The sequence below is a fragment of the Arthrobacter sp. LAR12-1-1.1 genome, from assembly GCF_040676555.1.
GTDB lineage: Bacteria > Actinomycetota > Actinomycetes > Actinomycetales > Micrococcaceae > Arthrobacter.
In genome coordinates, this window is the sequence record NZ_JBEGIG010000023.1 from 373,438 (window position 1) to 397,150 (window position 23,713).

The 23,713-nt window shown below is 68.4% G+C and carries 24 protein-coding genes; 17 read left to right on the forward strand and 7 right to left on the reverse strand.

Annotated features, from left to right (window positions below; all coding sequences use genetic code 11):
- Positions 1 to 3: 3 nt before the first annotated feature.
- Positions 4 to 855, reverse strand: coding sequence for an amino acid ABC transporter ATP-binding protein (locus MRBLAR12_RS14610; RefSeq protein WP_229996147.1), 852 nt, complete (start codon positions 853 to 855; stop codon positions 4 to 6).
- Positions 852 to 1,907, reverse strand: a complete 1,056-nt coding sequence (locus tag MRBLAR12_RS14615) for an amino acid ABC transporter permease (protein ID WP_229996146.1) — start codon at positions 1,905 to 1,907, stop codon at positions 852 to 854. Before MRBLAR12_RS14615 ends, MRBLAR12_RS14610 begins: the two co-directional genes overlap by 4 nt.
- Positions 1,908 to 2,150: 243 nt before the next feature.
- Between MRBLAR12_RS14615 and MRBLAR12_RS14620 the strand changes: the two genes are divergently transcribed.
- From MRBLAR12_RS14620 to MRBLAR12_RS14630, 3 genes are all read left to right on the forward strand, one after another.
- Positions 2,151 to 4,130 carry an FAD/NAD(P)-binding protein gene (locus MRBLAR12_RS14620; protein WP_364746848.1) on the forward strand — a complete coding sequence of 660 codons (1,980 nt, stop codon included), beginning with the start codon at positions 2,151 to 2,153 and terminating at the stop codon, positions 4,128 to 4,130.
- Positions 4,127 to 4,693 (forward strand): GNAT family N-acetyltransferase, encoded by a 567-nt coding sequence (locus tag MRBLAR12_RS14625; protein WP_364746850.1) that lies wholly within the window; start codon positions 4,127 to 4,129, stop codon positions 4,691 to 4,693. The genes MRBLAR12_RS14620 and MRBLAR12_RS14625 overlap by 4 nt, the downstream gene beginning before the upstream one ends.
- Positions 4,694 to 4,783: 90 nt before the next feature.
- Positions 4,784 to 5,359: a LacI family DNA-binding transcriptional regulator gene (locus MRBLAR12_RS14630; RefSeq protein WP_229995831.1), complete on the forward strand. Its 576-nt coding sequence runs from the start codon at positions 4,784 to 4,786 to the stop codon at positions 5,357 to 5,359.
- Positions 5,360 to 5,366: 7 nt separating this feature from the next.
- On the opposite strand, the gene MRBLAR12_RS14635 is transcribed toward MRBLAR12_RS14630, so the two are convergent.
- Complete coding sequence (locus MRBLAR12_RS14635) at positions 5,367 to 6,434, reverse strand: bile acid:sodium symporter family protein (protein WP_364746852.1); 1,068 nt, start codon at positions 6,432 to 6,434, stop codon at positions 5,367 to 5,369.
- A gap of 248 nt (positions 6,435 to 6,682) precedes the next feature.
- On the opposite strand from MRBLAR12_RS14635, the gene MRBLAR12_RS14640 reads away from it, so the two are divergent.
- Together MRBLAR12_RS14640 and MRBLAR12_RS14645 are read left to right on the forward strand one after the other, a co-directional pair.
- Positions 6,683 to 8,206, forward strand: a complete 1,524-nt coding sequence (locus MRBLAR12_RS14640) for a SulP family inorganic anion transporter (RefSeq protein WP_364746854.1) — start codon at positions 6,683 to 6,685, stop codon at positions 8,204 to 8,206.
- A gap of 127 nt (positions 8,207 to 8,333) precedes the next feature.
- A complete protein-coding gene (locus MRBLAR12_RS14645; protein WP_229995828.1) occupies positions 8,334 to 8,618 on the forward strand; it encodes a DUF1540 domain-containing protein in 285 nt (94 codons plus the stop codon).
- Positions 8,619 to 8,840: 222 nt separating this feature from the next.
- On the opposite strand, the gene MRBLAR12_RS14650 is transcribed toward MRBLAR12_RS14645, so the two are convergent.
- Positions 8,841 to 9,947, reverse strand: coding sequence for a GTP pyrophosphokinase (locus tag MRBLAR12_RS14650; protein ID WP_229995827.1), 1,107 nt, complete (start codon positions 9,945 to 9,947; stop codon positions 8,841 to 8,843).
- Between the two features lie 247 nt (positions 9,948 to 10,194).
- On the opposite strand from MRBLAR12_RS14650, the gene MRBLAR12_RS14655 reads away from it, so the two are divergent.
- The 10 genes from MRBLAR12_RS14655 to MRBLAR12_RS14700 all read left to right on the forward strand — a co-directional run bounded on the left by MRBLAR12_RS14655 (position 10,195) and on the right by MRBLAR12_RS14700 (position 19,417).
- Positions 10,195 to 10,992: an alpha/beta hydrolase gene (locus tag MRBLAR12_RS14655; RefSeq protein ID WP_364746856.1), complete on the forward strand. Its 798-nt coding sequence runs from the start codon at positions 10,195 to 10,197 to the stop codon at positions 10,990 to 10,992.
- 177 nt (positions 10,993 to 11,169) lie between these two features.
- Positions 11,170 to 12,522: a Na+/H+ antiporter NhaA gene (nhaA, locus tag MRBLAR12_RS14660; protein WP_364746858.1), complete on the forward strand. Its 1,353-nt coding sequence runs from the start codon at positions 11,170 to 11,172 to the stop codon at positions 12,520 to 12,522.
- 159 nt (positions 12,523 to 12,681) lie between these two features.
- Positions 12,682 to 12,984 carry a rhodanese-like domain-containing protein gene (locus MRBLAR12_RS14665; RefSeq protein WP_229995824.1) on the forward strand — a complete coding sequence of 101 codons (303 nt, stop codon included), beginning with the start codon at positions 12,682 to 12,684 and terminating at the stop codon, positions 12,982 to 12,984.
- Positions 12,985 to 13,014: 30 nt separating this feature from the next.
- Positions 13,015 to 14,376: an MBL fold metallo-hydrolase gene (locus tag MRBLAR12_RS14670; RefSeq protein ID WP_229995823.1), complete on the forward strand. Its 1,362-nt coding sequence runs from the start codon at positions 13,015 to 13,017 to the stop codon at positions 14,374 to 14,376.
- A 74-nt stretch (positions 14,377 to 14,450) separates the two neighbouring features.
- Entirely contained in the window at positions 14,451 to 15,404 is a 954-nt protein-coding gene (locus tag MRBLAR12_RS14675) for a carbohydrate kinase family protein (RefSeq protein WP_364746861.1), read from the forward strand.
- 13 nt (positions 15,405 to 15,417) lie between these two features.
- Entirely contained in the window at positions 15,418 to 15,930 is a 513-nt protein-coding gene (locus tag MRBLAR12_RS14680; RefSeq protein WP_229995821.1) for a YbhB/YbcL family Raf kinase inhibitor-like protein, read from the forward strand.
- A 157-nt stretch (positions 15,931 to 16,087) separates the two neighbouring features.
- Positions 16,088 to 16,906: an HAD family hydrolase gene (locus MRBLAR12_RS14685; RefSeq protein ID WP_229995642.1), complete on the forward strand. Its 819-nt coding sequence runs from the start codon at positions 16,088 to 16,090 to the stop codon at positions 16,904 to 16,906.
- A gap of 174 nt (positions 16,907 to 17,080) precedes the next feature.
- Entirely contained in the window at positions 17,081 to 17,329 is a 249-nt protein-coding gene (locus MRBLAR12_RS14690; protein WP_229995641.1) for a hypothetical protein, read from the forward strand.
- 69 nt (positions 17,330 to 17,398) lie between these two features.
- Complete coding sequence (locus MRBLAR12_RS14695) at positions 17,399 to 18,241, forward strand: glycerophosphodiester phosphodiesterase (protein ID WP_229995640.1); 843 nt, start codon at positions 17,399 to 17,401, stop codon at positions 18,239 to 18,241.
- Positions 18,242 to 18,292: 51 nt separating this feature from the next.
- Positions 18,293 to 19,417: a glycerate kinase gene (locus tag MRBLAR12_RS14700; protein WP_229995639.1), complete on the forward strand. Its 1,125-nt coding sequence runs from the start codon at positions 18,293 to 18,295 to the stop codon at positions 19,415 to 19,417.
- A gap of 40 nt (positions 19,418 to 19,457) precedes the next feature.
- Here MRBLAR12_RS14700 and MRBLAR12_RS14705 read toward each other — a convergent pair whose 3' ends face one another.
- Together MRBLAR12_RS14705 and MRBLAR12_RS14710 are read right to left on the reverse strand one after the other, a co-directional pair.
- Positions 19,458 to 20,168 carry a DUF6766 family protein gene (locus MRBLAR12_RS14705; protein WP_364746864.1) on the reverse strand — a complete coding sequence of 237 codons (711 nt, stop codon included), beginning with the start codon at positions 20,166 to 20,168 and terminating at the stop codon, positions 19,458 to 19,460.
- Positions 20,165 to 20,665, reverse strand: a complete 501-nt coding sequence (locus tag MRBLAR12_RS14710) for a DUF6328 family protein (protein WP_364746866.1) — start codon at positions 20,663 to 20,665, stop codon at positions 20,165 to 20,167. Before MRBLAR12_RS14710 ends, MRBLAR12_RS14705 begins: the two co-directional genes overlap by 4 nt.
- 225 nt (positions 20,666 to 20,890) lie before the next feature.
- On the opposite strand from MRBLAR12_RS14710, the gene MRBLAR12_RS14715 reads away from it, so the two are divergent.
- Both MRBLAR12_RS14715 and MRBLAR12_RS14720 read left to right on the forward strand, forming a co-directional pair.
- On the forward strand, positions 20,891 to 21,823 hold the full coding sequence (locus MRBLAR12_RS14715; protein ID WP_229995637.1) for an SDR family oxidoreductase: 933 nt from the start codon (positions 20,891 to 20,893) through the stop codon (positions 21,821 to 21,823).
- A 60-nt stretch (positions 21,824 to 21,883) separates the two neighbouring features.
- Positions 21,884 to 22,180 (forward strand): hypothetical protein, encoded by a 297-nt coding sequence (locus MRBLAR12_RS14720; protein ID WP_229995636.1) that lies wholly within the window; start codon positions 21,884 to 21,886, stop codon positions 22,178 to 22,180.
- 159 nt (positions 22,181 to 22,339) lie between these two features.
- Here the strand turns inward: MRBLAR12_RS14720 and MRBLAR12_RS14725 are convergent, their stop codons facing one another.
- Complete coding sequence (locus MRBLAR12_RS14725; RefSeq protein ID WP_364746868.1) at positions 22,340 to 23,695, reverse strand: uracil-xanthine permease family protein; 1,356 nt, start codon at positions 23,693 to 23,695, stop codon at positions 22,340 to 22,342.
- Positions 23,696 to 23,713 lie beyond the last annotated feature (18 nt).

Below are 23,713 nucleotides of genomic sequence, written 5' to 3' on the forward strand. Positions count from 1 at the left end.
TCCTTAGATGTTGAAGGCGGGTTCGATCACTTTGGAGAAAAAGCTCCGGGTGCGTTCTTCGCGCGGGTTGGTGAAAATCTCCTGGGGTGTGCCTTGCTCGACGATCTGGCCCTGGTCCATGAACACGACCGTGTCGGCGACGTCGCGGGCGAATCCCATCTCATGCGTGACGATGATCAGTGTCGTGCCGGACTTGGCGAGCTCGCGGATGACGTCCAGGACCTCGTTGACCAGTTCCGGGTCCAGGGCCGAGGTGGGTTCGTCGAAGAGCAGGATCTTGGGGTCCAGGGCCAGGGCCCGGGCAATCGCGACGCGCTGCTGCTGGCCGCCGGAGAGCTGGCGCGGGTAGGCGCCGGCGCGGTCCTTAAGGCCCACCCGGTCCAGCAGCTCCAGCCCGCGTGCGCGGGCCTCGGCCTGCGAAGAGCGGGGTCTTCCTGCCCGCGGCGCGACGACGGGCGCCTCGGTGACGTTTTCCAGCGCGGTCAGGTGCGGGAAGAGGTTGAAGTTCTGGAACACCATGCCGATCTCGGTGCGTTGCTTCAGGATTTCCTTTTCGCGCAGTTCGTGGAGCCGGCGGCCCCGGACCTCGTAGCCCACCAGCGTGCCGTCGATCGCGATGAACCCGGCGTCGACCTTTTCCAGGTGGTTGATGGTGCGCAGGAGGGTGGATTTGCCGGACCCGGATGGGCCGACAATCACGGCGACGCCGCCTGGCTCGACAGTCAGCGTGATGCCCTTGAGAACCTCCGTGGCCCCGAAGGACTTGCGGACCTTGGTGATCTCGACGAGTCCGCGGGTGGTTTCGGCGTCCGTGGCGGCGGGCGCCGCGGGGGTGTTAGTGGCAAGAGCGCTCATCGGGTGCCTCTTTCCTGGGTGGTTTCCCCGGTAGCGGGCGCATGCGTGGCGAGGAATTTGCGGGCCTTTTGCAGCGGGGTCAGGGGCAGCGTGCGGACGGCGCCCTTGGAGTAGTGCCGCTCGATGTAGTACTGGAAGACGCTCAGCACCGAGGTGATCACGACGTACCAGAGGGTGGCCACGAGCAGCAGCGGCAGGACCTGCTGGGTCCGGTTGTAGATGACCTGGACGGTGTAGAACAGCTCGGAATAGGCCAGGACGTAGACAATCGAGGTGCCTTTGACCAGGCCGATCACCTCGTTGAAGGCGGTGGGCAGGATGGCCCGCATGGCCTGGGGCAGGACGATCCGGGTGGAGCGCCGCCATGCCGGGATGCCCAGGGCGGTTGCGGCCTCGAGCTGGCCCTGGTCCACGGAGAGGATGCCGCCGCGGATGATCTCGGCGGAGTAGGCGGCCTGATTCAGGGTCAGGCCGAGGACGGCCGCGGCGAACTGGCTGATCAGGGTGGTGGTCTGCGCCTCGAAGAAGCGCACGTCCGTGAACGGGAGCCCTAAGCTGATTTTCTCGTAGAGGTAGCCCAGGTTGTACCAGAGCAGCATCTGCACCAGCAGCGGCGTGGAGCGGAAGATCCAGGAGAAGGTCCAGGAGACCGAGACCAGCAGCGGGGACGCGGAGAGCCGCATCAGTGCCAGGATGAACCCCAGGATGAACCCGAGCGCCCCGGAGATGGCCGTCAGCTTGAGCGTCTCCAGCAGGCCATTCACAATTGACTGGGCGGTGAACCATTGCGCCACCACGCCCCATTCCCAGCGCGGGTTGGTGGCCAGGGACCAGGCAATGCCGGCCACGCCCAGGGCGACGACGGCGGTGCCCACCCAGCGCCACGGGTGGCGGGCCGGGACCAGCCGGTAGTCGGCATAGTCGGTGGCGGCCTTGCGGCCCGCTGAACCGGAGCCGGCAGCTCCGGCCGGTGCAGTGTCGGGTGCGGATTCGATGCTGGCGGACGCCGGCTCTGGGGCGGACTGTGCCACCGGGGTTGCTGTTGAACTCATGCGCCACCTCGCTTCTTCCAGTTGCTGTGGGGGTACGGTTGGCTGCCAATCTAGGGGCGTGCGAAAACGCGCGGCAAGGCGGCAAGTTGCATACGTTCACGCAGGTTCGCACGGCGTCACACGACGTTTTCTTGCCTCGATTTACGCCGCATTACGGGGGGTGAACGGCTGTGACCGGCGCCTCGACCGGCCCCGTTTCGGGTGCCTAGCATGAGGGCTCCGCACCAGAGCCAGGAGACCGTCATGCAAGTGAATGCCCCATCCGTGGTCCTCATCGGCGGCGGCCCGCGCACGGCCGGGTTGCTGGAACGCCTCGCCGCAAACCGGCCGGAACTGTTCGCCGGTACGCTCCAGGTCCACGTCGTGGAGCCGCACACTCCGGGTGCGGGCAGGATCTGGCGCTACGAACAGCATCCCGGGCTGATGCTCAACTCCGCCGCGGCGGATGTCACGATGTTCACCGATGCCACCGTCCAATGCGAGGGACCGGCCATCGAAGGCCCCGGCCTGGCGGACTGGGCCGCCGGGGTCCTGGACGGCTCCATCGTGGATGTTCCGGAGCTGCCGCAGGAACTCCGGCGCCAGCTGGCTGCCCTCACCGGCTCCACTTTTCCCACCCGGCAGCTGCAGAGTGTCTACCTGGAATGGTTCTTCCGCCGCTCCGTCGCCGCGCTCGGACCGGACGTCACCGTCACGGTGCACCGGGACACCGCGTCCGCCGTCGAACTCGAAGAGGGCGAACCGGAACCCGGCGCCGAAAGCTACCGCGTCCGGCTGGCCGGCGGCGCGATGCTGCGCGCCGACGTCGTGATCGCCTCCCTGGGGCACACCGATTCGCTGCCCGAACCGGAGTCTGCCGCGTGGGCCGGTTTTGCCGCCCGGCACGGCGCATTCCACGCGGCGCCGAGCTACACGACCGACGTCGACTACTCACCGCTCGCCGCCGGCCAGGACGTGATTGTCTCCGGCATGGGCCTGGCCTTCGTGGACCTGCTGGTGCTGCTCATGGAGGGCCGCGGCGGCAGGTTCGAGGAGCTGCCCGACGGCGGCCTGCGCTACCGGCCCTCCGGTGCTGAGCCGCGGCTGTGGGCCGGCTCCCGCCGCGGCGTGCCCTACCACTCCAAGATCACGTCCACCCTGCGCGGTGACGCAGCGGGGGAACCGGCGTTCTTTACCGCAGACGCCGTCGCGGCGCTGCTGGACGGGCCCGGCGAGCTGGACTTCCGCGCCCAGCTTTGGCCCCTGATTGCCAAGGATGCAGGCTACGCGTACTACCGCGAGCTGTTCACCGGCTACCCGGGCCGGGTCCGGATTGGCTGGCAGGAATTCGCCGAGCGGTTCTCCGCCGCCCAGTGGTACAGCCAGGAGCGCCAGCGGCTGGTCACTGAGTCCGTCCCAGACGCAGAGCTCCACCTGGACCTCGAACGGCTGGACCATCCCTTCGCGGGCCGGATTTTCGCCGGCCACGCGGACGCCCAGGCCGCGGTGGCGGCGTACATCGGCCGCGACCTTGAGCTGCGCACCGGGCCGGACCATTCGGAGACCCTGGCCCTGTTCATCTCGCTGCTCAAGTCCTATATGGACCTGGGCCGGCTGGTGCCGTCCGAGCGGCTCAACGCGCGCTCACAGCGCGATGTCCAGGGCTGGTGGCACGGCTTCTTTAGCTTCGTCGATTCCGGGCCGCCGCCGCGCAGGCTGCGGGAGATGCTGGCCATCCACCGGTCCGGGCTGCTGCAGTTCATTGGCCCGGGGCTGGAGATCGAGGCCGCGGAGTACTCGGGCCGGTTCGTCGCCCGCTCGGCCCAGGCCGGGATCACCGTGTCAGCGGCGGCGCTGATCGAGGCCCGGCTCCCGGCGCCGTCGGTGGCCCGCTCCGCGAACCCGCTGCTGCGCCAGCTGCACAGCTCCGGGCTCGGCACCGAACAGCAGCTCCTCACCGCGGACGGGACGCACGCGACGGGGCGGCTCCTGGTGTCCGCCCACAACGAGCTGATCAGTCCGGTCGGGGAGCGGCGCGAGCGGCTGTTCGGCGTCGGGCCCGGTACCTCGGGCTGGGGCGCCGGCGCCTTCGCCCGGCCCGGCACCAACGCCGCGCCGTTCCGCGAAAACGACGCCCTGGCCCGGCGCATCCTGAACCTCCTGGCCGAGACCAACACCGGCCAGACCAACAGCGGCCAGGCGGTGCCTCAGGCCGCCGCCGGCGGCGGAAAGGACCAGTCATGACCCCGTCACCACTACACACCCCGCCCGTGGAAACCCCGCCCGTGGACAACGCCGCGCTGACGGTCCTCAATCTCCCCATGAGCGATCCCAGGGTCCGGCCGCTCCTGGATGAGCTCGCGCTCGAATATGACACCCGCTACGGCAACCTCTTCGGCAGGGGAGCCGCCGCGGAGGAACTCAACCGCTACCCGGCCGAGGAATTCGCCGCCCCGGGCGGGGCCCTGTTGATTGTGCGCGAGAACGGCGAGTCCGTGGCGGGCGGTGCCTTCCGCCGGCATAGCCCGCAGACCGCCGAGTTCAAGCGGATCTGGACGCATTCGGCACATCGCCGCCGCGGACTGGCCCGGTTTGTCCTCGCCGAACTGGAGGCGCTGGCCGCCCGCCGCGGCTACCGGAAGGTCTACCTGACCACCGGCCCCCGCCAGCCGGAGGCGAAACACCTTTACCTGAACACCGGCTACGAGGCACAGTTTGATCTCTCCGCGGACCCGGAAACCATCGGACCGCTGGCATTCACCAAGGACCTGCCCGTAGGGTCACGCCGGGGGCCATCCCGGCGATAGAGTGCAGAACAGGCCGGCGCGACTTCCGCGCCGTGCCAGTATCGCCTCAACCGCCGCGCATTCGCGGCGCCGAAGTACCGGGAGCAATTCGTGCGGCATGGATCCAAGCCCACCATCCGCGACGTCGCGGAGACGGCCGGGGTCTCCCTGACCACCGTCTCCTACGTGCTCTCCGGCCGCTCCGGCGGCACCACCCGGATCAGCCAGGCCACCCAGGACCGGGTGCACTCCGCGGTCCGCGAACTTGGCTACGTGGCCAACCGTGCCGCCCGGGGAATGCGCCGGGGCCGCACGGAGCTCGTGGTTGTGGCCGTCGCGGACCTCGAACAGCCGCGGGACAGGGCTATCGCCACGCTGCTGGCCGGGATCCTGCCGGAGCGCGGCTACCAGGCGGTCATCCTGCTGGGCGGGGGCTGGCGGCAGTTCATGCTCTCCGGCGGCGCTGACGGCGTGATCCACACCTGCGCGCCGGCGACTGGCGATGACTCCGGGACAATGGCGGAACTCGCCGGCCGCGGCATGGCCCAGGTGCTCATTACGGACGACGCCGGGGCCGGCAGCCTCGCTGTCCAGGGCGGATACGATGTGGTCCCGGCCGGAACGGACACGCCCGCGGTCCTGGCCGAGCGCGCCGTCGCTTTGCTGCTCGCCCGGCTCCGGGGCTAGGTCGCGCCTAGGCTTTCAGCGCGGAGGCCTCCGGTGCTGTGTCCTGCGTTGCGGTTTCCTGCGTTGCGGTTTCCCGGATGGGGCGCCGGGCCAGCCATGCGGCCACGATCGCGCCGGAGACGTTGTGCCACAGGGAGAAGACGGCAGACGGCAGCGCTGCCAGCGCGCCGAAGTGCGCCGTGGCGAGGGTGGCGGCCAGGCCGGAATTCTGCATACCGACCTCAAAGGCGAGGGCCCTGCGCGCCTTGTCATCCAGGCGTCCCAGCTTGCCGGCCAGGTAGCCCAGGCCCAGTCCGAAACCGTTGTGCAGCACCACAGCGAGGAACACGATGCCACCCGCGGCGACGATCTTGCTCGCGCTGCCGGCCACCACGATCGCCACGATCAGGGAAATTACGACGGCGGAGGCCCACGGCAGCGCCGGGAGGACCCTGGCCACCAGTTTGCGGAGGAAGAGGCGGGCCAGCAGGCCGGCAATGACAGGCAGGAGGACGGTCTTGACGATGTCCTGGACCATGCCGCCGGCGTCGATGCTCAGGTACGAGCCGGCCAGGAACAGCACCAGCAGCGGCGTCACGATCGGGGCGATCAGGGTGGACACGGAAGCGACGGCCACGGACAGGGCCACGTCGCCCTTGGCGAGGAACGCCATCACGTTGGAGGCCGTGCCCGACGGCGCGCAGCCCACCAGGATCAGGCCCACCGCAAGCTCCGGCTCGAGGTGGAGGGCGACGGCGATCAGCCAGCCGGCCCCCGGCATGATGACGTAGTGCGCCACGATTCCCAGGGCCACCGCCCAGGGGCGCTTGGCCACCGAGGCGAAATCCGGCGGGGTCAGCGTCAGGCCCATGCAGAACATGATGATGCCCAGCAGGAAGGGCACGCTGGGTGCGAGGGGTTTGAACGCCCCGGGGAGCAGGAAACCGGCGAGCCCGGCCACCACGACGAGGATCGGGAAGACCGTTACTGCGATGCGGGCGATCTTTGCCTCGGCGGCGAGGGCGGGATTGGCCGGGACGCCTGCGGCGATGCTCGCGTCCTGGACGGTATCGGGGATTTTAGTTGCCTCAAGCATCCAAGAATGGTGCCACCGGCGTCCGGGCACTGGCCACTTCGTGACCACCTGTCGGACTAATATGTCAGATTTTTGGGCATCCGTCTGCCGGGAGAACCCAACGGGTAGGGTTTCAGTGGGTGGGTGAGCCCAAATCGGCGAACTCCCCGCCCCTCCGGCGCGACGCAGCGCCCCACATTCCCTGAATTCTGCACATTCTTTGAAATCTGGAGGCCGTTGCGCCTTCTTAGCCACGAACGGAGCCAGCGATGGCCACCAGTATCGACGCGGAGGCCCCGGCCTTCACGCCCGAGCAACTGCAATCGGTCCGAGGTGCGTTGACGTCCCCGCGCAGGCTCAAGACCGAGGTCCTGGGCGGACTCGTCGTGGCGCTGGCCCTGATCCCTGAGGCGATCGCCTTCTCGATCATCGCCGGCGTGGACCCGAGGATCGGGCTCTTCGCGTCCTTCACGATGGCGGTGACGATCGCCTTCGTCGGCGGCCGTCCGGCGATGATCTCGGCTGCCACCGGCGCCGTCGCCCTGGTGACCGCCCCACTCGTGAAGTCCCACGGCCTGGGCTACCTTGTGGCGGCGGTGATTCTGGCCGGCGTGTTCCAAATCGTCCTGGGCCTCTCCGGCGTGGCCAAACTGATGCGCTTCATCCCGCGCCCGGTCATGGTGGGCTTTGTCAACGCCCTGGCCATCCTGATCTTCATGTCGCAGGTGCCCGAGCTGATCGGCGTGCCATGGCTGGTCTACCCGCTCACCGCGCTGGGCCTGCTGCTCGTCTTCGGCCTGCCCAGGCTCACCAAAGCCGTCCCCGCACCCCTCGTGGCCATTCTGGCCCTGACATTCATCACGGTGACGGCCGCCGTCAGCGTTCCCACGGTGGGGGACAAGGGCGCACTGCCGGACTCGCTGCCCGCCCTGTCCCTTCCAGGCGTGCCGTTCACGCCCGAAACGCTTCAGGTCATCTTCCCGTTCGCGCTGGCCATGGCGTTCGTCGGGCTGCTCGAATCCCTCATGACCGCGAAGCTCGTCGATGACATCACGGACACGCGTTCACCCAAGACCCGCGAGGCATGGGGGCAGGGTGTCGCGAACATCGTCACCGGCTTCTTCGGCGGCATGGGCGGCTGCGCCATGATCGGCCAGACCATGATCAACGTCAAAGCCTCCGGCGCCCGCACCCGGATCTCCACCCTCCTGGCCGGCGTTTTCCTGCTCATCCTCGTGGTGGCCCTCGGAGATATCGTGTCCCTGATCCCGATGGCCGCGCTGGTGGCCGTCATGATCTTCGTCTCCGTCGCCACCTTCAACTGGCACAGCATCCGGCCCGCCACGCTCAAGGCGCTGCCCAAGAGCGAAACCGCGGTCATGGCGTCCACCGTGGTGGTGACCGTGGCCACGCACAACCTGGCGATCGGCGTCGGCGTCGGCGTCATTGTTGCGATGGTTCTGTTCGCCCGGCGGGTGGCCCACTTCGTCACAGTGGAGCGCTCGGTGACGGAGGACGACGGCGGCAGCCGCGCCACGTATCGTGTGGACGGCGAACTGTTCTTCGCCTCCTCGAATGACCTCTACACCCAGTTCGAGTACGCGTTGGACCCGGAGCACGTGGTCATTGATATGCGCGACTCCCACCTGTGGGACGCCTCCACGATCGCAGCTGTGGATGCCATCACTGAGAAGTACCGGCGGCACGGCAAGAGCGTCGACGTCGTGGGCCTGAATGAGGCCAGCGCCCTGATGCGCGAACGCCTGGCCGGCAAGCTCGGCGCCGGAAACTAGCCGGCAGGGCGCCCGTCCGGACCGGTATTAGGTCACACGTTTGGGTCTTTTTGTTTGCCCAGGTGCGGCCTACGGTGGAACCACGGCGCCGCCCGGCCGGGGTGGCCGGAGCATGGAGGAAGACCCAATGACGACGCACGTAGCCGACTGCAGCGTGAACAATTGCTCCTTCAACGACCACTCCCATTGCAATGCGGCCGCCATTACCGTCGGCGGCGCTGAAGATCATGCCTCGTGCGCGACCTTCATCGACATCGGTGTGCACGGCGGGCTCCCCAAGGTGCTGGCCGACGTCGGCGCCTGCCAGCGAACTGAATGCACCCACAACGACCATCTGATGTGCAAGGCCTCCGAAGTTCACGTGGGCCCGGGGGTCGACAACGCCGATTGCCTCACCTACGCCCACAAATAAGCCGCACGCGGCGTCCGCGCCCATCGAACCAAGGAATACCAGCCGTCTCCACCGGAATCGACGCCGGACTTTCCCCACCTTTGAAGTCGGCGCCCGGCGTGCCGCGCCGAATCGCCGGCGAGTCCCGGCGTAGCTGTGTCAAAGGTGGGGAGACTCGGCAGGCAGGCAGGGCGCAACAGAGCGCGGCAGAGCGCGCCATAGGCGTCCGCAGGCCCGCCCGCGCTAGCCCTGGGTGAGCCGGTACCGTTCGATCTGCTTGAGCCGCCGCAGGAGGCTGTCGCGCCGGGGGTGCGGGACGGCGTCGGCCGGCTCGGCGGTGAGCTCGATGTGTTCAGTGCCGTACTGCCACAGCAGCAGGTCATCGAGCAGCCGGTCCGGGCCGGGGGAGTACCGGTGGTCCAGGGCCTTGCGGACCTCGGTGATCCGGTTGGCGCTGAGCAGCCCGGCGAGCTGCATGGTCTGGTTGAGGCCGTGGGCGGCCATGAGCTCCGCGGCCCAGCCCCAGTCGTCGTCGACCTTGCGGTCCACGTGCGGCAGCAGGGTCCGCCAGACGTCGCGGATCCGGTTGGGCGTCAGCGGTGCGGCACCCTCGCCGTCCACATCCCAGTAACCGCGGACCTCCTCGTAACGCTCATGCAGGTCCGAGAAGGCGCTCTCCACGGTCTCCAGCATGGCGGCCGTGGCGGTGAACTGGCGGTCGAAGTGCGGGGTCCAGGCCCGGGGGTCCTCGGCCTTGAAGCGGATGTCGTGCTCGATTTCGCTCCACGCGTGGGCGAACACTGTGCGGATCTGGCACTCGAAGAAGTAGCTGCCGTTCGGCGGGATGTCGGGGTTGAAGGCCAGCTGGTAGTCCTTGACGGCCTCGTTCTGTATGGTCCGCAGGATCAGGTGCCGGCTGGAGTAGCCGTAGGTGCCGGACTCGATCGAGCCGATGTCCTTTTCGCGGTCCCCGCGGCAGTCAAAGAGCTGGCGCTGGCGCTTGATCAGATTGGCCACCACCGCGTTTTCCGCCGGAAGCTTGGTGATCACGCGGATGCCCACCATGTCGTTCAGGGTCCGGAACGGATCCGGAAACTTCAGCACCGGTGGTCCGCCCGGCTCCAGCGGTTCTTCCGTGCGGGAAATTTTCTCGCGGAAGGATTCAACCGTCTTGGTGCGGCCGGTGACGAACAACGGCGTGACCTCGGTGTCCTTGAGCATGGTCCGCAGCGTGAGCAGGACCTCCCGGGTGACCAGCTTCAGGGCAGGCCGGACCCGCTCGTAGAGTTCCACGTTTTCCTGCACGGAATCGCGCAGGCTCAAGTCCAAACGGTCCCAGTTGCTCGCCATGGATCCAGCTTACGGCGCACCACCGACACCGGGCCGCAGGCTCTCCCGCAGGCACTTTCGCAGCCGCCGCCAAAGGGCGGCGGGCAAGGGCGGCGTGCAGGGGGCCGGCCTGCGCGGGGCCGCTTGGCGCCCAAGGTAGGCTCAGCACATGGCTGAAATGCGGCGGCGGACTATGATCGCTGACGCAGCGGCGGTGACTTTGGGGGCAATCTCCGCCGCCTGTTCACCGGGCCCCAAGGAGGACGCTGTGAAGAGGCAGAAGTACCAATATGGCGAGGACCCCAGCCAGTGGGGTGAGCTCTTCCTCCCGGAAGTGGCCGCGCCCAAGGGTGTGGTGGTGGTGATCCATGGCGGGTACTGGCGTTCGCAGTACGGCGCAGAACTTGGGGAGCCCCTTGCCAAGGACCTCGCCGCGCACGGCATGGCAGCCTGGAACCTGGAGTACCGGCGCGCCGGCAACGGCGGAGGCTGGCCCAACACCTTTGCCGACGTCCTGGCCGGAATCGACAAGCTCGGTGAACTCGCCGACGAGCACGGGCTCGGGCTGGACCGGGTGGTGGCCCTGGGCCACTCTGCCGGCGGTCACCTCGCGGTCTGGGCGGCGGGACGCAGCCGGCTCGCCGGGCTCGGCGCCCCGGATGCGGACCGCCAGCTCACGCGCCGAGGCGACGACGACGGCGCGGTGCAGCTTACCGGCGTCGTCAGTCAGTCGGGGGTGCTCAACCTCGCGGCCGCCGAGCGGCTCAACCTCAGCAACGGCGCCGTCAGCAACTTCCTGGGCGGCTCGTCCGAGAAATATCCCAAGCGTCATAGATATGCGGACCCCATGAGCGCGGTGCCGCTGGGCGTGCCCGTATATGCCGTTCACGGTACGGAAGACGACACCGTGCCGGTGAGCCAGTCCGAGACCTACGCCGGAGCAGCCAAGGCGGCCGGCGCGCCGGTTCAGTTGCTGAAGGTGCCGGGCGACCACTTTGCGCTGATTGATCCGAAAGCACCCGCCTACCGGAAATGCCGTGAACTCGTGCAGCAGCTGCTGGTCTGAAATCCGGCCGGCCCGGCTGCCGGTGAAGCTGTCGGCCAGACGCCCGCCCTGCCGCCAGCCAAGCACTCGTCCGGCGTCCACCCGGCGTCCCACGGCGGCGAAAGCGAATACACTGGACCGCAGGTGCGCCGGGAAGTCTGGTCGGCATAGTTCCGTCGACCCCACTTTGAGGACTCCATGAGCGCCCTGCCACCCACTCCCACACCCCCTCGACTCACCGTTATCGGCCGGGGCAGCTACTCCGAGGCCCTGCGGATCGGCGAAATCCTCCGCAAGGAAACCGTGGGCGGAGCGCTGCTGGTCGCCGCGGCGTCGGTGGCCCTTGTCTGGGCCAACTCCCCGGCCTCGGAGAGTTACTTCGCGCTGCGCGACTTGAAAGTCGGCTACGCGCCCTGGCATCTGGACCTGAGCCTGGGCGCATGGGCCGCCGACGGCCTGCTGGCCATCTTCTTCTTCCTGGTCGGGCTCGAACTCAAGCGCGAATTTGTCGCCGGCGACCTGCGCCAGCCGAGCAAATCCGTGGTTCCGGTGGCCGCCGCCGTGGGCGGTGTGGCCGTTCCGGCGCTCATTTACGCGGCCGTCAACCTTTCAGGCCCCGAGACCCTGCACGGCTGGGCGATTCCCACCGCCACAGACATCGCCTTCGCCGTCGCGGTGTTGGCGCTCATCGGTTCCCACCTTCCCAGTGCGCTGCGCATCTTCCTGCTGACCCTCGCGGTCGTGGACGACCTCTTGGCCATCGCCATCATCGCGATCTTCTACACGAGCGACCTCCACCCCGAGCCGCTCCTGCTGGCCCTGCTCCCGCTGGGCCTCTACACAATCCTGGCGCACAAATGCCGCCGGTTCTTCGGCATGCACGCATGGGCGGCCTGGGTGATCCTGCTGCCGCTCGGCGCGGCGACGTGGGCGCTCGTGCACGCGTCAGGCATCCACGCAACCGTGGCCGGGGTCCTGCTCGGGTTTGCAATTCCCGTCAAGCGCTCCCGGGCCAGCGGCGGCCCTGAAGCCGGCCCGGGGCTCGCGGAGCTCTTCGAACACCGGTTCCGCCCGATTTCGGCCGGGATCGCCGTCCCGGTTTTCGCGTTCTTTTCCGCCGGGGTGGTCATTGGTGGCTGGCAGGGCCTCGGTGCCGCCCTTACGGATCCCGTGGCGGTGGGCATCATCCTGGCGCTCGTGGCCGGAAAGCCGACCGGGATCCTCGGCACCACATGGCTCATCACCAAAGTCACGCGGGCCCGGCTGGACGGCTCCTTCAAGTGGATCGACGTCTTCGGCCTCTCGATCCTGGCCGGCATTGGTTTCACGGTGTCGCTGCTGTTGGCTGAGTTGAGCTTTGGTCAAGGTACTGCCCACGAAGACCACGCGAAGGTGGGGATTCTCGCGGCCTCTGTGCTCGCGGCGCTCCTCGCCACCGGCGTGCTCCGGGCCCGCAACCAGCAGTACCGCCGGGCCGAGGAGGAAGAAAAGATCGACTCGGACCACGACGGCATCCCGGACGTCTACCAGCAAGACCGTCCCGCAGACTAAGTGGAGTCCGCGGGCCAGATGGACAGGACAGGCCGACGGACTAGATTTGAGGGTGCGGCAAGGACGTGCCGTCCAGAGCATGCATGATACCCCAAGGGGTATCATTGTCTCGCTGGAATACGCGCGCCGGGCCGTCCGGCGCCCGCGAAAGGAACAGGCATGAAGAGCATTTCCGTCAAGGACCTGGCCGCCCTGGGCGACGCCACCGAAATCGTCGACGTCCGCGAGGAAGACGAATACGCCGCTGTCCGCGTTCCTGGCGCCAGGAGCATCCCGCTTTCACGGTTTGTCCAGTCCCTCGACGAGGTTCCGGCCAGCGGAACCGTCTACGTCATGTGCGCCGCCGGGGGCCGCAGCGCCCAGGCCACCACCTACCTGGAGGACCAGGGGTACGACGCCGTCAACGTCACCGGCGGGATCATGCAGTGGCAGGACGAGGGGCACCCCGTCAACCGGGGCTGACCTGACAGGGCTGACCTCAGCGGAGGGACCATGGAAGTCATCGTTATCGAGACCCCGCAACTCGGGGACCGCAGCTACCTGGTCCACGACGGCTCTGTGGCGCTGGCGATCGACCCGCAGCGTGACACCGACCGCATCGAGGCGGCCGCCCGCGACGCCGGCGTTTCCATCACGCACGTGGCCGAGACCCACCTGCACAATGACTACATCACCGGCGGCCTGATCCTGGCCCGCGCCCACGGCGCCAGCTACCTCGTGAACGCCGCCGATCCCGTGGCATTCGAGCGCACGCCAATCTCCGACGGCGAAACGATCCGGGTGGGCTCGCTCTCGGTCAAGGCGGTGGCCACACCGGGCCATACGCACACCCACATGTCGTTCATCGTGGACGACGGCGGGAAGCGGGCCGTCTTCTCGGGCGGCAGCCTGCTGTACGGTTCCGTGGGCCGCACCGACCTCGTAGCCGAGGCGGACACGGTCGGCTTGACCCATGACCAGTACGCCTCGGTCCGTCGCCTCGCCGCCGAGGCCGGCCGTGGTGCCGCGCTGTTCCCGACCCACGGATTCGGCTCGTTCTGCTCCTCGGGACCCGCCACGGGCGCCCGGTCCTCGACCATCGGCGAACAGCTCGCCGCCAACCATGCCCTGACGGACCCTGACGAGGACCACTTCGTCAGCCAGCTCATCGCCAACCTCACGGACCACCCGTCGTACTACGCCCACATGAGTCCGGCCAACCTTCGGGGCCCGGGGCCTGCGGAGCTGGCCGTTCCCGAATCGCTCGATGCCGCCGAGCTCACCCGGCGGTTGGACGACGGCGAGTGGGTGGTGGACGTGCGGCGGCGGGTGGCGTTCGCCAGCAGCCACCTCAAAGGCAGCGTCAGTTTTGAGTATGGCTCCGGCTCCAGTTTCACCACCTATCTCGGCTGGGTGCTGCCGTGGGGTGAACCGGTGACCCTGGTGGGCTCGCGGGAAGACATAGAGAGCGCCATCCGCGACCTCTCCCGGATCGGCATCGAATCCCCGGACGCCGCCGTCGGAACCGAGCCGGAGGTCCTGGCGCCACAGGCCGGCCTTGCCTCCTACCCGCGCGTGGGCTGGGACGGCGTGCTCGCGCACCGGGCGCCTGGGGACACCGTCCTGGACGTGCGCCGGGCCGACGAATTCGCCGCCGCCCGCGTTGTGGGCGCGGTCAACGTGCCGCTGCACGAGCTGTTGCTGCGCCTCGGGGACGTCCCTGCCGGGAAGCTCTGGGTGCACTGCGGTTCCGGGTACCGTGCCGGGATCGCCGCCAGCCTCCTGGCGCGGGCAGGCCGGGATGTGGTCCACATCGACGCCAGGTTCGCCCACGCCGCGTCCGCCGGGATCGCCCTGGACACCACGGCGGCCTGAGCGGGCAGCGAGGCGGTTGCGGGCCGTGCGCGCAACACACGGCGCCGGAGCGGATTCTCTGGCAGAGTATGGTCATGCTCACAGTTATTGGCGAGGGGCTGGTTGATGTAGTCCAGCGGTCCTCCGGCGTCCAGGCCCATGTCGGCGGCAGCCCCCTCAACGTGGCGGTAGGGCTGGCGCGGCTGGACCATCCCGTCCAGTTCATTGGCCGCTACGGCCGCGATGCCTATGGAGAGGCCCTGGCCGCGCACCTGAAGTCGAGCTCCGTGCTGCTCCCGCTAGGACCCGACGAGCTGCCCACCAGCGTGGCCGCCGCACTGATCGACGACGCCGGCGCCGCCACCTACACCTTCGACCTCGCCTGGGAGCTTCCCGGCGTTGCGGCGCGCTTGCCGTTCCTGCTCCAGGGAACCACGCTACTGCACACCGGATCCATCGCCACCATGCTGGCGCCCGGCGCCGCTGACGTGCTTGCCGCCGTCGAACGCGCCCACCCGTCCGCCACTATCAGCTTTGACCCCAATTGCCGCCCCAGCATCATCCCGGACGTGGACTATGCCCGCGGGCAGGCCGAAAAGTTCGTGACGCTCTCTGACGTTGTGAAAGCCTCCGACGAGGACCTCGAATGGCTCTACCCTGGTGTTGACCCGCTGGACTCGGCCCGCCGCTGGCTGGCGCTGGGCGGCTCCGAAGGTCCCGCGATGGTGGTGGTGACCCGCGGCGGCAAGGGCCCCTGGGGCATCAACGCTGCAGGTGCGGCGCAGTTCCCCGCCCCCGAGATCAGCGTCGCGGACACAGTCGGGGCAGGGGATTCGTTCATGGCCGCGCTGCTGTCCGGCGTGGTGGACCTGGGCCTGGACGGGGCACAAAACCGCGAGGCCCTGCGCGAACTCTCCCCCGAAAGTCTCCGCGATCTTCTCGCCCATGCCTCCCGGGCAGCGGCGGTCACCGTGTCCCGCGCCGGCGCCAACCCGCCCACCCGCGCGGAGATGGCACGGATGGAAATGGGGGCCCCGCCCCTGCAGTGAGTGAAAGGCAGCCATGACACGCCACGATTTTCCGGTGTTCCCTGTCCGTAGTGAATCCTTCACGGAGGGCCAGACGCTCCCGCCTGCCCAGCGCAGCGGGAAGATGCGCGCCGGCGGCCAGGACGAATCCCCGCAGCTGAGCTGGAGCGGCGCCCCGGCCGGCACAAAGGGCTATGCAGTCACCATGTTCGACCCCGACGCCCCGGGCCGCGGCGGCTTCTGGCACTGGGCCGTGCTGGACGTCCCCGCCGACGTCACGTCGCTGCCGGCAGGGGCGGGCGCCGAGGGCGGCCACCTCCTTCCCGCGGGCGCCATTCAGCTAAGGAACGACGGCGGATTCCACGGCTATCTGGGCGCCGCGCCGCCTCCCGGGCACGGGCCGCACCGCTACGTCATCACCGTCCACGCGCTCGACATTGCACCGTCGGGGCTGAACGAGCACACCGCTCCGGGCAGCCTGGAAGCGAAGCTGTCGCGGCACACCCTGGGCCGGGGCACACTCACCGGCATCCTCGAACGCCACTGAGCCGGCCGCCGTCGCCGGCCGCCGCCGTCGCCAAACCGTCGAGTTCGCCGGAAACTCTCCAGATCGCCGGAATTGCCCGGCGAACCCGGCGCGGTCCGGCGATCTCGGCGCATACGGCCGCGAGGGCCGACCGTCCCGGCGCACGTAGACTGGCACTATGCGGCTGGTAGCAAGTGACATCGACGGAACGATCCTCGGCCATGACGGCAAAATCAGCGGCCGGACTGTCCGCGCGTTCCACGCCTGCCGCGACGCCGGGCTGGAACTGGTGTTCGTCACGGGACGGCCGCCGCGCTGGCTCCACCCCCTGCAGGACCAGCTGGGGCACACCGGAACGGTCATCTGCTCCAACGGGGCCGTGGTGTGGGACCTCGAGGCGGACCGCATGCTCTCGGCGCGGACACTGGACCTTGACGCTATGTTCGAAGTCCGCCGCATCATCAAGCGGTTGCGTCCGTCCGCACTCTTTGCCGCCGAAACCCTGACCGGCTTCCACCTGGAGCCGGGGTTTATCGAAAACGGCTCGAGCGGACTGCTCGCGGAATTCACTCCGGCCCCGCTGCACACCACCCTCACCGAGGGGGACTCCATTGCGAAGTTCCTGGCCATAGTCCGGGAAGGCACCGCCGACGATTTCCTGGCCGAGGTGACGCCCGCCGTCGCCCATCTGGCCGCCGCAACGCACTCGGCGCCGAACATGGCCCTGCTGGAGCTGTCCCTGCCCGGCGTGAACAAGGCCGTGACCCTGGCTGAATATGCGTCGTCCCTCGGCATCGGCGCCGCGGACGTGGTGGCATTCGGGGACATGCCCAACGACATCGAGATGCTGCGCTGGGCCGGGCACGGCTACGCGATGGCCAGCGGCCACCCGGAAGCGATCCGGGCCGCCGGCCAGCAGGCCCCGCATTTCGACGACGACGGCGTCGCCCAGATCCTCGAGGCCAAGCTCGCCGAACTCGGCGTCCGGCTCCGCTAAAAGCCACCCGGCGCCCGGCTGTCCGAACAGGCGCCCGGCACGGCCGGCACTGCGCCGCACACCGGTCCAGTTCCCCGTGGACACCGGATTCCCAGCGGACAGTCAACTTGCGTTCACCTTGGCGTCCTAGGCTGGAAGCTCGCGACAGATCGTTTGACTGATAGTGGGGACATCATGGCCAGGCATCGCATCAACAACACGGACGAACAACCCCTGCACCCGGTGGAGCCGGACCGGCACTGGCGGCAGCTGCGCCAAGGCGACCGCGTCAGCGTCCGGCTGGGTCCGGGCTTCGAGACGGGCGGGCTCGTGGACGCCGTGACGGCGGACCACAGCGTGGTCTGGGTGGATCTCGACGGCGGCCGCGGCCGCACGCTGCTGCACTGCAGCGACGACGTCGAAATCCGCCAACACGAGTCCTGACACCTCGTCCCGCCAAGGGCAGCTGAGGCCCGGCGGCCGGCAGATCAAGGGCTCGGGTACGCTTCAGGAGTGACTGACCAGCACCCCTACTTTGCCCCTCGCGGCAATCGCGACGGCGGTCCGGAGGACACCGCAGCCCGGGCCCCGGGCGGCGTCCGGGCGCCCCTGGCGATGGCCCACCGGGGCTTCTCGCTGGACGGGCTGGAGAACTCGATGGCCGCGTTCCGCGCCGCCGTCGACCTCGGGTTCAGGCATCTGGAGACGGACGTGCACACAACGGCCGACGGCGTGCTGGTGCTCTTCCACGACAAAACCCTGGACCGGATCACGGAGGGCCGGGGCCGGATCGCGGACCTTCCGGCCGCGACCGTGGACCTGGCCAGGATCGGCGGGACCGAACCGATCCCGCGGTTCGAGGAACTGATCGCGGCCTTCCCGGACGTCCGGCTCAATGTCGACGTCAAGGACTGGAATTCCGTCGGTCCCCTGGCCTCGGCGATTGAACGCCACGGACTGCACGACCGCGTGCTGGTGGCCAGTTTCTCGGACCGGCGGCGCCGCGCGGTGCTGAAGCAGTTGAGCCGTCCTGCCGCGAGCTCGGCCGGCATCGTGTCCAATGCCGTGTTCGTTCTGCTCGGGCCCGTGCTGCCGACGCGGCTGATGTCCCTCGTGGCGCGCCGGGCGCTGCGCGGCGTCCACGCCCTTCAGGTCCCGGTCCGCTACGGCGCCGTGCCTGTGGTGACGCCCGGCTTCATCCGGCGGGCACACCGGCACGGCCTGCAGGTCCATGTGTGGACAGTCAACGAGCCCGCCGAAATGCACCGGCTGCTGGACCTCGGCGTCGACGGGATTGTCACGGACCGAGCGGACCTGCTCAAAGCGGTCCTGACGGAGCGCGGAACCTGGGCCTGAACACCGCGTCTCCTCAGCACGCCGGGACCGCCGGACTGGCAGGATAGAGCCATGCGCATCCTCATCGCCCCGGACAAGTTCAAGGGCTCCCTCACCGCCGTTGAAGCCGCCGCCGCCATTGCCGAAGGCGCCCTGCGCGTCTACCCCGACGCCGAAGCCATCCAGTTTCCGGTGGCCGACGGCGGCGAAGGGACCCTCGAGGCGGCCGTCGCGGCCGGCTACGAGGAACGGCTCAACGCAGTCGTTGGCCCCATCCTGGCCCCGATCGGTGCCGCGTGGGCCATCCGTGCCGACGCCTTCGGCGGGGCCACCGCGGTGATAGAAACGGCGCAGGCCTCCGGGCTGGCGCACATGGAGCCCACACCGGCGAACTCGCTGCGCGCCCACAGTTATGGCTGCGGCCAGCTGATTGCCGCCGCGCTGGACGCCGGTGCCACGGAAATCGTGCTGGGCGTAGGCGGTTCGGCCATGAGCGACGGCGGCAGCGGCGCACTCCGGGCCCTCGGACTCAAGCCGTTGGACGCCGCCGGCAACGTGGTGCCCCTCGGCGGAGGATCGCTCGCCGAGGTCGCATCCGTGGATATCAGTGGCCTCGATCCGCGGCTGGTCGAAGTGAAGTTCAGGATCGCCGTCGACGTCCAAAACCCGCTGTACGGCAGCGACGGGGCGGCGTACGTCTTCGGTCCGCAAAAAGGCGCCGACGCCGATGCGATTGAGCTGCTCGACGCCGGCCTGCGCAACTGGGCCTCGATCCTGCGCGCGTCGACGGGCCGGGACGTCAATGTGCCCGGCGCCGGCGCGGCCGGCGGCTTCCCGGCGTCGTTCCTGGCCTTCAGCACCGCCGCCCTCGAAGGCGGCTTCGAGCTGGTGGCCGGGCTCACCGGGCTTGCCGCGAAACTCGCCGTGGCTGATTTGGTCATCACCGGGGAGGGCTCCATGGACAGCCAATCGCTGACGGGCAAGGCGCCGATCGCCCTCGCCGACGCGGCCCAGGCCCTCGGCATTCCGGTGATCGTGGTGGCCGGCCGGATCCTCGTCACCCCGGAGGACCTCGGCCGGCACGGAGTCGTCGCCGCGGCGCAACTGCTGGACGTCGCCGGCAGCGCGGAGGACGCTGTCGCCAACGCCGCAAAGTACCTTGCCTGGGTCACCAGCCAGGTCCTCGAAGGCGCCTAGCGCACCTGCTGGCCGGCTGCCGTGCCGACCACCTTGTGGTTCAGGCGCCGGTCTCGTAGTGCGGCTCGGCCACGGGTTTGGACTCGGGGGAGCCCTTCTCGCGCAGGTAGACCGAGGCGCCCACCAGGACCGCCACAGCGAGGAACTCGCTTTGCCAGTTCTGGAAGGACTCGAACCAGAATCGGCTCGTCGCCAGATAGCCCAGCACCGTCACGGTGGGCTGTCCGTGTGCCTCCTGGTCACTGTTGTACTCGTCCGTGCCGCCAACCGCGTGCAGCATGAAGGATGCCAGGAACAGCAGCAGGAACATGATCGAAAGCGAGTGTTCGTAGAGCGTGAGCACCCAGCCGCCGCGCCGTACGGGCCAAGGGGTGGAAGCCTTGACTTTGGCCTGCCGGGGGTCCTCGTCCTGCGGGGCAGTGCGGCCCATTGGCTTGGACTCCGAGGACCCCTTTTGGAACAGGAAGACGGTCAGGACGACGTACATGCCCATCTGCAGGAATTCCGACTCCCAGTTCTCGAATGTCGCCTCCAGGAAGGCCCCGGTGCCGAGGTACCTCAGGACGGTCACGGCCGGTTCGCCGTGGGCCATCTGCTCGTCGCTGTAGGTGCTGGCTCCGCTGAGGACCATGCCGCCGAAAAAGATGGCGAACAGCCCGATATTGGCCAGCAGCAGTCCGTGTTCCTTGACCCACCTGCCCATGGTTCCTCCCGTGCCTGCCCCGAGCTGCTCCTGCGAAACGTCCGTCATAGTGGCTCCTCCTCGCGGCCCTTGCGGTGGAGGCCGGCAGGGACGACCACCAACAGCAGCACCAGCACGGCCAGCAGGCCGGCGCCGGCTATCACGCCCGCCGTCCGGCCCACGGTGACGTCGAAAATGAGGGATGTGGTACCCACGCTCAGGAGCCCGACGCCGGCCAGTGAGAACTTGGCGATGGTGTCGGCGCTGGCCACGAGCGTGGCCTTCAGGCCTTGCCGGAACAGCCGGCGGTGCACGCTCACAGGCAGCAGGATCGTGGCCGTGGTGAGGGCGGCCAGGACGACGTTGGCAAGGTACAGGCGGGTCTGGTAATCATCGAGCGTCTCGAAGCGCGCCTGGAACGGCAGCGTCAGCAGGAAGCCGGCAAGGAGCTGGACCCCGGTCTGGAGAACCCGCAGTTCCTGCAGCAGTTCGGCCCAGTTGCGGTCCATCCGCTCAGCGCGTGATTCATCCCTGCCGTGATCCTTCGGCGCCACTGGGCCTGTCATTTGGTGCTCCTCCGCGCAATCCTGAAATCATCGTGAACCTGCCGCAGCGTGCAGTCCACCCTCAACCTAGGCTTGAGAGTTGCCAAAAACAAGTCGGTACTAAGCTTGCTGATGATATTGCGGTTAGGGTAGGACTGTTTACTTCGCTGGGATGTTCTCCGACGGCCCGGTCACACGGGCCCGAGGCGCATCCCTGGAAACCGACACACATTGGTTAGGTGGACTATGAGTGACGCAAGCAGCACCGCAGCCAGCAGCTCGGGCGGCCAGGGCAAGCAGCAGGACCAGCCGCGCGATCCCCGCGCCGGCTACCATTCCGGCCCGTTCCCGGAACAGGTCCAGAAACAGCCCGGCCTCACCTCGCCGATGGAGCCCAAACCGGACCACGGCGAGGAAAGCTATCGCGGCAGCGGCGCCCTGAACGGCAAAGCCGCCCTCATCACGGGCGGTGACTCCGGAATCGGCAAAGCGGTGGCGATCGCCTTCGCCCGTGAGGGGGCCGACGTCGCCATCTCCTACTTGCCGGAGGAAGAGGAAGACGCGCAGGACACCGCCGAGTGGATCCGGAAGGCCGGACGCAAGGCCCTGCTGCTTCCTGGCGACGGCCGCAGCGAGGACTTCGCGGCGAACATCGTGAAGGCGACGCTGGCCGAATTCGGGGGCCTCAATGTCCTGGTGCTCAATGCGGCCTACCAGAAGAACCGGGACAGCCTGGAATCGCTCCCCACCGAAGAGTTCGACCGTGTCTTCAAAACCAATCTGTACTCCCTGCTCTGGACCGCCCGCGCCGCCGTCCCGCACCTGAAAGCCGGCGCCTCCATCATCACCACCGCATCGATCCAGGCCTTCAACCCGTCCCCGCAACTCATCGACTACGCCATGACCAAGGCGGCGCAGGTAGCGTTCACCAAGGCGCTGGCGCAGGAGCTCGGGCCAAAGGGGATCAGGGTCAACGCCGTGGCCCCCGGCCCCATCTGGACGCCGCTGATTCCGGCCACCGAGTGGCCGGAGAAGTTGCCGTCCTTTGGCCAGGACACGCCCCTGCAGCGGGCGGGGCAGCCGGCGGAGCTCGCGGCGGCCTATGTGCTTCTCGCCTCGGACCACGGTTCCTACATTTCCGGAGCAGTCCTTCCGGTCACCGGAGGCAAAGGACTCTGAGCCCGCTCCGGACCCGTCCCAATGCCAGCTAGTCCCATTTCCAACGACAGGAGCAATGACATGACTGACAACCAGCAGGATCCGAAGACCGCCAAAGAAGAGGGCGGCTACGGCGCGCCGACCGCCGAGCAGGAAATGGCCGGCCGGCATGTCCGGGCGGAGTCCGGGGCTGCCGTGCCGTCTGCCGAGGCCGAAATGGACCCGGCAAATACCGACGAGCCTGCCCCCGGGCGGTCCTTCTCCTCAGAGTCCGGGCAGGATGCTGCAGGATTGCCGGACGGCTCCGGGACGGACCTGCCGGAGAGCAGGTCGCCGAAGGACCGCGACGACGACAAGGACGCCTTCGACGCCGGCTAGTCCCCGCGCCGTCGCCCCCCGTCGCCCCTCCGCTGCGGCGCTGCCGTCCCAAGGAGTGGCCCTGACAGCGAAGGAGGCCGGACTCCTGCCTGTGGGCGGAGTCCGGCCTCCTTCGTCTGCGGTAAGTAGCCCGTTCGCGGCGCTTCTTAGCGGAGTTTTTTAGCGGCGCTTCTTGGGAGTGCGCTTTGTGGCTGCCTTGACCGCGGCCGTCGAGGCCGCAGCCGGTGAAGGATCTTCAGTTTCCGGCTCTGCCACCGTGCCGCGCACCTTCGCGATTGCCTTCATGCCGTGGTAGATCACCAGCGCCGCAGCCGAGCCCAGCGCGATCCCGGTGAACTTCAGGTCCCCGATGGTCCAGGTGTAGTCGGCAATCCCGACAATGAGGGCGACGGCGGCCGTGGTCAGGTTGATCGAGTTGGAGAAGTTCACCTTGTTCTGGACCCAGATCTTCACACCCAGCACGCCGATCATGCCGTAGAGCATCGTGGCCGCGCCGCCCAGGACGCCGGCGGGGACGGTGGCGATGAGTTCGCCAAACTTCGGCGAGAAGCTCAGGATCACTGCAAAGACCCCGGCTACCCAGTACGCCGCCGTCGAATACACCTTGGTGGCAGCCATGACGCCGATGTTCTCGGCGTACGTGGTGGTCCCGGACCCGCCGCCCAGACCGGCAAGTACAGTGGCGGCGCCGTCTGCCAGCAGCGCCCGGCCGGAGACGCCGTCGAGGTTTTGCCCTGTCATGGCCGACACGGACTTCACATGGCCGATGTTCTCCGCCACCAGCACCAGCACCACCGGCACGAAGAGGCCCACGACGCCGAGGTGGAACTCGGGAGTCTGGAAGTGCGGCAGGCCGACCCACGCCGCGCCGTCTATCTTGGAGAAGTTCACCTCGCCCCGGATCATCGCAACAAAGTAGCCCACCAGAACGCCCACCAGGATGCTCAGCCGGCCCAGCATGCCGCGGAACAGCACGCTGACCACGATGATGACGGCCAGGGTGATGAAGGCTGTCACCGGGGCCTGGTCGAAGCTGCTCTTCGCCGCGGGCGCCAGGTTCAGCCCGATCAAGGCCACGATCGCGCCGGTCACGATCGGCGGCATGACCCGGTTGATCCAGCCGGCGCCGAACTTCTGCACCACGGCACCAACCACGGCGAGGGCCGCGCCGGCCAGCACCACGCCGCCCAGCGCCCCGGGGATGCCGAACTGCTGCTGGGAAGCCATGATCGGTGCGATGAACGCGAAGCTGGAACCGAGGTAGCTCGGCACGCGTCCCTGCGTGATGACCAGGAACAGCAGGGTGCCGATGCCGGAGAAGAACAAGGTGGTGGCTGGCGGCATGCCCGTGATGATCGGGACCAGGAAGGTGGCACCGAACATGGCCACAACGTGCTGCATCCCGATCCCTACCGTCAGGGGCCAGATGAGCCGCTCATCCGGCCTGACGACCTCACCGGGGCGGATGGACTTGCCCGTGCCGTGGAGCTTCCATTTGGTGCCGAGCATGCTCATGCCGGGAGCCTTTCAGAG